General features: G+C 68.2%; 10 protein-coding genes and 1 pseudogene. 6 read left to right on the top strand and 5 right to left on the bottom strand.

The features are described from left to right. Both K9U40_RS12305 and msrP read left to right on the top strand, forming a co-directional pair. Positions 1-267, top strand: a pseudogene (locus tag K9U40_RS12305) (ornithine decarboxylase); the annotation flags it as partial. A 183-nt stretch (positions 268-450) separates the two neighbouring features. Further along, positions 451-1,416 (top strand): protein-methionine-sulfoxide reductase catalytic subunit MsrP, encoded by a 966-nt coding sequence (gene msrP / locus K9U40_RS12300; RefSeq protein WP_282890489.1) that lies wholly within the window; start codon positions 451-453, stop codon positions 1,414-1,416. Positions 1,417-1,434: 18 nt separating this feature from the next. On the opposite strand, the gene K9U40_RS12295 is transcribed toward msrP, so the two are convergent. The 4 genes from K9U40_RS12295 to K9U40_RS12280 form a co-directional block, all read right to left on the bottom strand. Then, positions 1,435-1,944, bottom strand: coding sequence for a DUF992 domain-containing protein (locus K9U40_RS12295; protein WP_282890488.1), 510 nt, complete (start codon positions 1,942-1,944; stop codon positions 1,435-1,437). Positions 1,945-2,277: 333 nt separating this feature from the next. After that, positions 2,278-2,781: a DUF992 domain-containing protein gene (locus tag K9U40_RS12290; protein ID WP_282890487.1), complete on the bottom strand. Its 504-nt coding sequence runs from the start codon at positions 2,779-2,781 to the stop codon at positions 2,278-2,280. A 234-nt stretch (positions 2,782-3,015) separates the two neighbouring features. Beyond that, positions 3,016-3,489, bottom strand: a complete 474-nt coding sequence (locus K9U40_RS12285; RefSeq protein WP_282890486.1) for a DUF992 domain-containing protein — start codon at positions 3,487-3,489, stop codon at positions 3,016-3,018. 135 nt (positions 3,490-3,624) lie between these two features. After that, complete coding sequence (locus K9U40_RS12280) at positions 3,625-4,827, bottom strand: pyridoxal phosphate-dependent aminotransferase (protein ID WP_282890485.1); 1,203 nt, start codon at positions 4,825-4,827, stop codon at positions 3,625-3,627. A 301-nt stretch (positions 4,828-5,128) separates the two neighbouring features. On the opposite strand from K9U40_RS12280, the gene K9U40_RS12275 reads away from it, so the two are divergent. From K9U40_RS12275 to K9U40_RS12260, 4 genes are all read left to right on the top strand, one after another. Beyond that, positions 5,129-5,752 (top strand): glutathione S-transferase family protein, encoded by a 624-nt coding sequence (locus tag K9U40_RS12275; RefSeq protein WP_282890484.1) that lies wholly within the window; start codon positions 5,129-5,131, stop codon positions 5,750-5,752. A 166-nt stretch (positions 5,753-5,918) separates the two neighbouring features. Further along, positions 5,919-6,302, top strand: coding sequence for a hypothetical protein (locus tag K9U40_RS12270; RefSeq protein WP_282890483.1), 384 nt, complete (start codon positions 5,919-5,921; stop codon positions 6,300-6,302). Between the two features lie 103 nt (positions 6,303-6,405). Then, entirely contained in the window at positions 6,406-7,551 is a 1,146-nt protein-coding gene (locus K9U40_RS12265) for a PQQ-dependent sugar dehydrogenase (protein WP_414115014.1), read from the top strand. Positions 7,552-7,666: 115 nt separating this feature from the next. Then, a complete protein-coding gene (locus K9U40_RS12260) occupies positions 7,667-9,031 on the top strand; it encodes an 8-oxoguanine deaminase (protein ID WP_282890481.1) in 1,365 nt (454 codons plus the stop codon). A gap of 18 nt (positions 9,032-9,049) precedes the next feature. Here K9U40_RS12260 and K9U40_RS12255 read toward each other — a convergent pair whose 3' ends face one another. After that, positions 9,050-9,412 (bottom strand): DMT family protein, encoded by a 363-nt coding sequence (locus K9U40_RS12255; RefSeq protein ID WP_282890480.1) that lies wholly within the window; start codon positions 9,410-9,412, stop codon positions 9,050-9,052. Positions 9,413-9,542 lie beyond the last annotated feature (130 nt).

Raw genomic sequence — 9,542 nt, 5'->3', positions numbered from 1 at the left:
GGCAGCGGGCGCATCGAACCGTTCCGCATCTATGGAGCCACCTGCGACAGCGTGGACGTGCTCTCGCGCCCCTTCTACCTGCCCGAGAGCGTGGACACCGGCGACTGGATCGAGATCGGCCATATCGGCGCCTATTCCCTGTCGCTGCGCACCCGTTTCAACGGATTTTACCCTGATACCTTCGTGGAGGTGGAGACCCCCTTCGAGGCCGGCGACGCGCCGGAGGGCTTCGCCGAGCCGGAGCGGCGCGGGGGCGTGGAGGAATGAGCCGGCGGTGGTGGCCCGGGCCCGCGTGGCGCGGGCGCATCCGCCGCGGGGCGCGATCCGAACTTGAAGTCGTCGATGCCGGCGAACCTTTCGAACCCGCAACGGTGATCGAGAACACGTCCGTTTGAATTGCCCCCCCGGCGCGCCGCCGCGATCCTCCGCCGCGATTGGAGGACACGCAGCATGCATATTCGACGCAGGCGGGGCTGGGAAATTCCCGAATCAGCGGCGACGCCGGAGGGCCTCTATTTCTCCCGCCGCGAACTGATCGGCGCTGGCGCGATGCTGGCGGCGGCAGGCCTTGCGGGACCCGCCGCGGCCCAACGCGTCGGCGACCTGCCGGACCCGTCCGCCAGCCTCTACCCGGCCCGGCAGAACCCGCGCTACACCCTGGACCGGCCGGTGACGCCCGAGGCCAAGTCCAGCACCGTCAACAATTATTACGAATTCAGCTACGGCAAGAACGTCGCCCCCTCCATGACCCGCTTCGAGCGCCGGCCATGGCTGGTGAAGATCGACGGGCTGGTGGACAACCCGCAGGAGCTGGGCATCGACGACCTCCTGAAAAAGGTGCAGCTGGAGGAGCGGCTCTACCGCCACCGCTGCGTGGAGGCGTGGTCCATGGCGGTGCCCTGGACCGGCTTTCCCATGAAGGACCTGGTCGCTTTGGCCGGTCCGAAATCGGGCGCGAAATATGTGCGGATGGAGACCTTCCTGAACCCGAAAGTCGCGTCAAACCAAAAGGATTTCCGCTATCCGTGGCCCTATGTGGAGGGCCTGACCCTGGCCGAGGCCACCAACGAGCTGGCCTTCCTCGTCACCGGCGTCTACGGCAAGCCGGCGCCGGGCCAGTTCGGCGCGCCGCTGCGGCTGGTAACGCCCTGGAAGTACGGCTTCAAATCCATCAAGGGTATCGTGCGCTTCTCGTTCACGGACAAGCAGCCCCTGAGCTTCTGGGAGGAGGTGCAGGGCGCGGAATACGGCTTCTGGGCCAACGTGAACCCCAAGGTGCCGCACCCGCGCTGGAGCCAGGCCAGCGAGGAGGACATCGCCACCGGAAACCGCCGTCCCACCGAGCTTTTCAACGGCTACGGCGCATTTGTGGCGGATCTCTATGCCGGCCGGGAGACGGAGAAGATCTGGTACTGAGCCGCCCCTGCGGCCCGCTCACTGGGGGCTGGGGGTGGAGGGCGAAAGGGTCAGTGTCGCCCCCGCGATGGAGACGCTGAGGCCGCTGTCGGAGGAGACGCTGAGGGGCTGCAGCGTCACCTGCCGGCTGGCATCCTGCGAGGCCAGCATGTTGGCCGAGAAGCCCGGGCCCAGAGAGAAGCCGGTGGTCAGGCCCACATAGGTGCCCGCCAGCGCCCCCGGCTCCACCTTCTGCGAGGTGGCGAGCACCGCCCACAACATGCTGGCCTGGTCGGAGATGCCGAAATCGAGACCCACGCGCTCGAGGGTGCCGGCATAATAGTGGTTCACCCCCATGGAGGGGCGGAACTCGCAATGCACCTTGCGGGAGGAGCCGAAGCCGTAGGCCGCGGCGAATTCCCCCCGGCATTCCAGGAGCCCGGCGGACACCTGGGGCATGGAGGCGCCGGCCAGGGCAACGGCCGAGACGGCGACAGATGAAACGGCGACAGCACCCGGAATCAGCAGCCGGGCCAACAGGTGAGACATTCCGGACCCCCCGCAACAAGGGCGACGTGTCGAATCGCCTGCACGATCCGACCAGAGCGCGATCCGGGCAAGTTGCATCAACTTGCTTGGTGAATCGCCCTCTATTTTTGAATGAGGCGGATTCACCGCCCACATCATATCGCTTTGGCGATTCAATGCGGGCGGATCCGGCTCTAACACTCTGCAAGAGAATGCGTTGTCCGCTCAGCGCGCAAGCCGGGCGGATCGGTGCGTGCTCGCAGGGTCGTTCTGGCGCCTGAGATCCGACTTTTTCATGAAGCCGGACGGAGCGCGGGTAAAAAAGGCACGGCGTTCCGTCCGGAACGGATGAGCTCAGTTGGGGAGCAGCACCAGGGTGAGGTCGGCGACGCCGGCGGCGATGTCGGCCCCCACCATGCCTTCCACCGACACCGTCTGCAGGGCGATCTGGTTGCTGGAGCCGCCGAGCAGGATGTTGGTGCCGCCGCCGATGGTCCAGGCCGCGTCCACGGAGACGCCCACATAGCTGCCGGCGATGTCGCTGGGCGCCACCTGCACGGACGGCGCGAACACCGCCCACGCCAGGGTGTCGGAGGCCAGCGCGCCGATATCTATGCCGAAACGCGCGATGGTGCCCTTGTAGCGGGACTTCACCACATAGGGCTGCACGCTGGTGTCGCGGAACTCGCACCCCATCTCGCGCAGGGAGCCGAGGATGAAGCCGATGGACGGCGCCACCTTGCACACCAGCATGCCCGACTGGACCTTCGGGGCGCTGGGCGCAGGCGGCATGGTCTGGGCGGTCGCCGGCAGGGCGGCGAGAGCGATGGCGGAAACGGCGGCGAAGGAAGCGCGCATGAGGACCCCCCGGAATTGCGGCGGCCCGAGAGCTACGTCGGCCGTCCCGCTCGCGCAACCGTTGCGACCGGCGGCGGTGGCGCCGGCGGTAAACGGCGGCCGGGGGGCTGCGGCGTCAGGTCTTGAAAACGCTTGCGCCCCCGACCGTGGGCCGGGGGCGCGGTGCACTCGCCGGATTGGCGCAATGCCCGAGCGGAAAGCGCCTTTCGGGCGGCTTCCGCGGCGGGGCGCGAATCAGTTCAGGGTCAAATCGGAGACGCCGAGGGCGAGGTTGACGCCGGTCTGGCCTTCGACGGAGAGCGGCTGCAGCGCGATGGTGTTGGACGAGCCGCCCACCAGCACGTTGGCGCCGAGGCCCACGCCGAACGAGGCGTTGGTGGAGGCGCCCACATAGGTGCCACGCAGGGCGCCGCGGCCGACCACGGCGGTGGGGGCGAACACCGCCCACACCATGCGGCCGGACGAGCTGAAGCCCAGGTCGAGGCCGAAGCGGCGGGTCACGCCCTGATAGGTGCCGGCCTTGGCGCTGCGGGTGGACGGCAGGAAGCTGCAGCTCATCTCGCGCACGGAGCCGAGGACGAAGCTCACGTTCGGCGCGAGGTTGCAGCTCAGCGTGCCCACCTGGACGCGGGACTGGGCGGAAGCGGGCACGGCGCCGACGGCGAGAAGGGCCGCAGCCGCGAGGCCGGCCTTGAGAACAGTCTTCATGATGTCGTTCCTCCTGTAGGAAGCGGGCGGGTTGATCCCTGCACCCGACGACGGCGAAGCCTTAGCCCAGACTTCACTGCTGCGCCAACGCTTCAAATGACGACAAGTTCCTTTTTTTGCGCGGTTGTGCCCGGATCAGTTCAGGGCGCCGCAGAAGCGCTGGATGCGCCGGCAGGCTTCCTCAAGGTCCGATGTGGCGGTGGCATAGGAGATACGGAATGCCGGGCCGAGGCCGAAGGCCGAGCCGTGCACCACGGCCACGCCTTCCGCCTCCAGAAGCTGGGTGGCGAAGTCCTCGTCGGTCGCGATCGTGACGCCGCCGGGCGTGGTCTTGCCGATGGTGCCGGCGCAGGACGGGAAGACGTAGAAGGCGCCTTCGGGCTTGGGGCAGTGAAGGCCCTTCGCCTGGTTCAGCATGGACACCACCAGGTCGCGGCGTTCCTTGAACACCTTGTTGTTGGCGGCGATGAAGTCCTGCGGCCCGTCCAGCGCCTCCAGCGCCGCCCACTGGGCGATGGAGGAGGGGTTGGAGGTGGACTGGGACTGCAGCGTGCCCATGGCCTTGATGAGGGCCTCGGGACCCGCCGCGTAGCCGATGCGCCAGCCGGTCATGCAATAGGCCTTCGACACGCCGTTCATGGTCAGCGTGCGGTTGTAGAGCCTGGGCTCCACCTGGGCGGGGGTCACGAACTTGAAGTCGTCATAGACCAGGTGCTCGTACATGTCGTCGGTGAGGATCCACACCTGGGGATACTTCACCAGCACGTCGGTGATCGCCTTCAGCTCGTCGAAGCTGTAGGCCGCGCCCGAGGGGTTGGACGGCGAGTTGAAGATGAGCCACTTGGTCTTGGGGGTGATGGCGGCTTCCAGCACCTCGGGACGCAGCTTGAAATTGTCCTCGATGGTGGTCATCACCGGCACCGGCTTGCCGCCGCAGAATTCCACGATGTCCGGATAGCTCACCCAGTAGGGCGCGGGGATCAGCACCTCGTCGCCGGCATCCACGGTGGCGACCAGGGCATTGAACAGCACCTGCTTGCCGCCGGTGCCGACCGAGACCTGCGCGGGCTTGTAGTCGAGGTCGTTCTCGCGCTTGAACTTGCGGCAGATGGCGGCCTTCAGCTCGGGGATGCCGTCCACGGCGGTGTACTTGGTCTCGCCGCGGCGGATGGCGGCGATGGCCGCTTCCTTGATGTTCTCGGGGGTGTCGAAGTCCGGCTCGCCGGCGGAGAGCGCGATGATGTCCCGCCCGGCCGCCTTGAGCTCCCGCGCCTTGTTGGAGATGGCGATGGTCTGGGAGGGCTTGATGCGCTTCAGTGCGGACGAGATGAGGCTCATGGCCTTTTAAGCTCCGGACGCGCCCGGCCGCACGAGGCACAGGCGGCGCGGGCTTGGGCATGTGGCAGGATCTGCGGCCGGCTCCTGCCGACGCGGCGCGGACACTAGTTCAGCAGCCGTCCGCAAACAAGCAACGATCTTGAATATCGCGGCACGCGCGCGTGATGGATCGACGCGGCACGGGCGCAGCCCTTGCGGCAGCCCAACGAACGGGCCACATGAAGGCGCGACAGCCAAGCTCGGCCAGCATGCTTCATTCGGTGATCGTATTGAAACGGCCGGGATTTCGGGGAGGAGACGGGTGCTGACACTCTATTCCACCCAGGCCTCGGGCAATTCCTACAAGGTGCGCCTGATGCTGGCGCAGCTCGGCCGGCCGTTCCGGCTGGTGGAGGTGGACATCTTCGCCGGCGAGAACCGCACCCCGGAATTCCTCGCCCGCAATCCTGAAGGGCGGGTGCCGCTGCTGGAGGTGGACGGGCGGTTCCTCGCCGAGTCCAACGCCATCCTGTTCTACCTGGCCGAGGGCACGCGCTTCCTGCCCGCGGACGCCTTCGACCGGGCGGAGGTGCTGCGCTGGATGTTCTTCGAGCAGCACAGCCATGAGCCCGGCATCGCCGCGGCGCGGTTCTGGCTGAAGCAGGTGCGGGGCGGCCGGGACCTGCGCACCCACGACGTGGACCGCTGGATGGAGGAAGGCTACGCCGCCCTGAAGGTGATGGAACGCCACCTCGAAGGCCGGCGCTTCTTCGTGGGCGAGGCGCTCACCATCGCGGACATGGCGCTCTATGCCCATACCCATGTGGCCGAGGAGGGCGACTTCTCCCTGCGCAGCTTCCCCAACGTGCGGGCCTGGCTGGAGCGGGTCGCGGCGCAGCCCGGCCATGTGGACATGGAATGGCGTCCCTCTGTCGCGGCAGCATAGCGGGGATGGATCGCGCGCCTGTGAGTCTGTGACATCATCTTGCCATGATGTGCATAAGCCAAGCCGCGGTGGCGCCACGATTCCTTTCCACTCTCGCTTGTGTCGGCGGAACTGATTCGCAATCGTCGACGTTGGGCGTCGTGCATTCTACTTGAGCGAGATCATCATGTCCGGACGGTGTGACATGGAAGTGGGGCACTTTTCTCTCGGGCGGCTCGATCGTCCGGGGGCGGGCGTTTCGTCGGCCGATCCGGAGGTGCTTGCCCGGGCGGTGCGCGACCACAAGATCGGCGACGCCCTTGCCCAGGCGGGTCTCACCTTCGCGCTCATGCTCGCCATCGGTGCCGTCGCCTTCGTGCTGAGCGCGGAGCATGCCGCCGCCAGCCAGCTCATCGTCAATGGCGTCATCGACAATTCGGCGGTTCTTCTCGGCCTTGCCATGGCGGGTTCGGCGTTTCTCCTTGGCCGCCACGCCGCTCGCCGTTTCGCCCGCGTCCGGATCATGACCGCTGGCCGGCGCGATGCCGAAATCCGCCGCCGGTCGCGCTGAGCCGGCGGCGCGGCTGCGCCCCGATCCGCGCCATCGCATCCTGCCGCCCGAGGTGGTCGCCGCCCGGATCAGGCGCGGGCATCGCGGGCTGCCGGCCCGTTCCATGCGCGGCCGTCGCGGCTTCGTCACCGCGCTCTCCCTCCTCCTGCTTCTCCTTGCCGCCGCGATGGCTTTCGCGGATGACGTTGCCGCGCCGAGGCGCTTCGCCGGGGAACAGGTGCGCGTGGTGCCCTTCGCCGAAGGTCTCGAGCACCCCTGGAGCATCGCCTTCCTGCCGGACGGCCGCCTTCTCGTTACCGAACGGGAGGGGCGCCTGCGGGTGGTGGATGCCTCCGGACAGCTCGGGCCGCCCATCGCCGGGGTGCCGCAGGTGGCGGCACGCGGGCAGGGCGGACTGCTGGACGTGGCGCTGGATCCTGCCTTCGCCAGCAACCGCCTTATCTACCTCAGCTATTCCGAGCCACGCCCGGACGGCGTCGCCACCGCCGTGGCGCGCGCGCGGCTCTCGGAAGACCTCACCCGGCTCACCGACCTTCAGGTCATCTTCCGCCAGCAGCCGGCCCATTCCGGCGGCAACCATTTCGGCTCGCGCCTCGTGTTCGCCCCGGACGGCATGCTGTTCGTGACCCTGGGCGACCGGTTCGACCTGATGGACAAGGCGCAGGACCTCTCCACCACCCTCGGCAAGGTGGTGCGCATCGCCCCGGACGGCGCGATTCCGGCGGACAATCCCTTCCGCGATCGTCCCGGCGCGCGGCCGGAGATCTTCAGCTACGGCCATCGCAACGTGCAGGGCGGCGCCATCGAGCGGACCACCGGCCGGCTGTGGACCATCGAGCACGGTCCGCGCGGCGGCGACGAGGTGAACCGGCCGGAGGCGGGCAAGAATTACGGCTGGCCCGTGATCGGCTACGGCCGGCATTATTCCGGCGCGAGGATCGGCGAAGGCACGCGCAAGGCGGGGATGGAGCAGCCGTTGTTCTATTGGGACCCCTCCATCGCCCCTTCCGGCGCCGCCTTCTATTCCGGCGATCTCCTGCCCGGGTTCAAGGGCCAGCTCTTCGTCGGCGCGCTGGCGGGGCAGGCGCTGGTGGAGGTGAAGATCCGCGACGGCGCCGTCACCGGCGAGGAGCGCCTGCCGCTGGGAAAGCGCATCCGCGACGTGCGGCAGGGACCGGACGGGGCATTGTGGCTCGCCACCGACGACACGGGCGAGATCCTGCGCGTGGTGCCGGCAGCCGCCAAGTGACAGCCGCCAAGTGACAGCCGCTGACGGGATTCCCTCCGCTCCGCATCGCCCCTAACATCGGGTTCCCGATGGCGCCCGGCTCTCCATGCCGGGCGTCCTGTCCCGCGGAGACCCCATGGCCCAGACGCTGCTCGCCCGCAACGCCCTCGTCCTCGTCACCATGGATGGAGAGCGCCGGGAAATCCCGGGCGGCGGGCTCTATGCGGAGGACGGGCGCATCGTGGCGGTGGGGCGCGCCGCCGACCTGCCGGCGCAGGCGGACGAGATCATCGACCTCGCCGGCCATGTGGTGATCCCCGGCCTCGTCAACACCCATCACCACATGGTGCAGAGCCTGACCCGCGCGGTGCCGGCGGCGCAGGACGGCGAGTTGTTCGACTGGCTGCGCGCGCTCTATCCGCTCTGGGCCGGGCTGACCGGCGAGATGGTGGAGACGGCGACCCTGACCGCCATGGCGGAACTGATCCTCTCCGGCTGCACCACCTCGTCGGACCACCTCTACATCTATCCCAACGGGGTGCGGCTCGACGATTCCATCCGCGCGGCGCGACAGATCGGCATGCGCTTCCACGCCGCCCGCGGCTCCATGAGCGTGGGCGAGAGCAAGGGCGGCCTGCCACCGGACCGGGTGGTGGAGGACGAGGGCTTCGTGATGAAGGACGCCGAGCGCCTCATCGGCGCCTATCACGACCCCGCCCGCTTCTCCATGCTGCGGGTGGTGCTGGCGCCGTGCTCGCCCTTCACCGTGAGCCACGACCTGATGCGGGACACCGCCCGCCTCGCCCGCGCCAACGGCCTGACACTGCACACCCATCTCGCCGAGAACGATTCCGACATCGCCTTCTCCCACGAGACCTTCGGCATGGGCCCCACCGAATATGTGCGCGAGCTCGGCTGGGTGGGGCCGGATGTGTGGCACGCCCACTGCGTGAAGCTGGACGAGGCGGGCATCGCCTTGTTCGCCGCGACCTCCACCGGCATCGCCCATTGCCCGTGCTCCAACATGCGGCTTGCCTCGGGCATCGCGCCGGTGAAGCGCTTCCGGGCGGAAGGCATTCCGGTGGGCCTCGGGGTGGACGGCTCCGCCTCCAACGACAGCGGCCACCTGTTGGCCGAGGCGCGGCAGGCCATGCTGCTCCAGCGCGTCGCCTTTGGCCCCGACGCCATGAGCGTGCGCACGGCGCTGGAACTGGCGACGCTGGGCGGCGCGCGGGTGCTGGGACGGGACGACATCGGCGCGCTCGCCTCGGACATGGCGGCGGATTTCGTCGCCTTCGACATGGCGGCGCTGGCCTATGCCGGAGCGCTGCACGATCCGGTGGCGGCGCTGCTGTTCTGCGCGCCGCAGCAGGTGAGCCTGAGCGTGATCAACGGCCGCGTGGTGGTGCGCGACGGCCGCCTCCTCACCATCGACCTGCCGGCGACCGTGCGGCGGCACAACGCCTTCGCCGCCGAACTGGCGGCGCTGGCGCCATCCTGAAGCCGGGACCGCCGCTCCTCAGAACCTGTGGAAGATGAAGAACGCCCCGGCCGAGATGAAGGCGAACCCCATGAGGTGATTCCAGCCCAACGGCTCCTTCAGATAGAGCACCGAGAAGCCGGCGAAGACGAGGAGGGTGATGACCTCCTGCATGGTCTTGAGCTGGGCCGTGGAATAGGCCGCCGAGCCGAAGCGGTTGGCCGGCACGGCGAGGCAATACTCGAAGAAGGCGATGCCCCAGCTCACGACGATCGCGATCACGAGCGGCGACGACTTGTGCTTGAGGTGCCCGTACCACGCGAACGTCATGAAGACGTTCGAGGCGACGAGCATCACGATGGGCAGGATCTGAGGCGGCAGGAGTGTGCTGAAAGAAGGCATGATGGGGCAGGGCGCATCCGGATTGGGATGCTCTGCCCTTAGCACAGGATCCTGCCGATCTTCGCCCCTATTGGGTCCGGTTTTTCCACCATTGCGATCAGCGCCGGCGCGCCGGACCTCCCTTTTTCCG

The sequence above is a fragment of the Xanthobacter autotrophicus genome (genome assembly GCF_030015065.1).
Taxonomy (GTDB): domain Bacteria; phylum Pseudomonadota; class Alphaproteobacteria; order Rhizobiales; family Xanthobacteraceae; genus Xanthobacter; species Xanthobacter autotrophicus_D.
The sequence above is the reverse complement of the archived record's forward strand: the minus strand, read 5'-3'. Positions and strand labels throughout refer to the sequence as shown.

Excerpts from the sequence above, each read along its gene's own strand:
- msrP (WP_282890489.1), top strand. The coding sequence starts at position 451 with ATGCATATTCGACGCAGGCGGGGCTGGGAAATTCCCGAATCAGCGGCG.
- K9U40_RS12295 (WP_282890488.1), bottom strand. The coding sequence starts at position 1,944 with ATGTCTCACCTGTTGGCCCGGCTGCTGATTCCGGGTGCTGTCGCCGTT.
- K9U40_RS12290 (WP_282890487.1), bottom strand. The coding sequence starts at position 2,781 with ATGCGCGCTTCCTTCGCCGCCGTTTCCGCCATCGCTCTCGCCGCCCTG.
- K9U40_RS12285 (WP_282890486.1), bottom strand. The coding sequence starts at position 3,489 with ATGAAGACTGTTCTCAAGGCCGGCCTCGCGGCTGCGGCCCTTCTCGCC.
- K9U40_RS12280 (WP_282890485.1), bottom strand. The coding sequence starts at position 4,827 with ATGAGCCTCATCTCGTCCGCACTGAAGCGCATCAAGCCCTCCCAGACC.
- K9U40_RS12270 (WP_282890483.1), top strand. The coding sequence starts at position 5,919 with ATGTCCGGACGGTGTGACATGGAAGTGGGGCACTTTTCTCTCGGGCGG.
- K9U40_RS12265 (WP_414115014.1), top strand. The coding sequence starts at position 6,406 with ATGCGCGGCCGTCGCGGCTTCGTCACCGCGCTCTCCCTCCTCCTGCTT.
- K9U40_RS12260 (WP_282890481.1), top strand. The coding sequence starts at position 7,667 with ATGGCCCAGACGCTGCTCGCCCGCAACGCCCTCGTCCTCGTCACCATG.
- K9U40_RS12255 (WP_282890480.1), bottom strand. The coding sequence starts at position 9,412 with ATGCCTTCTTTCAGCACACTCCTGCCGCCTCAGATCCTGCCCATCGTG.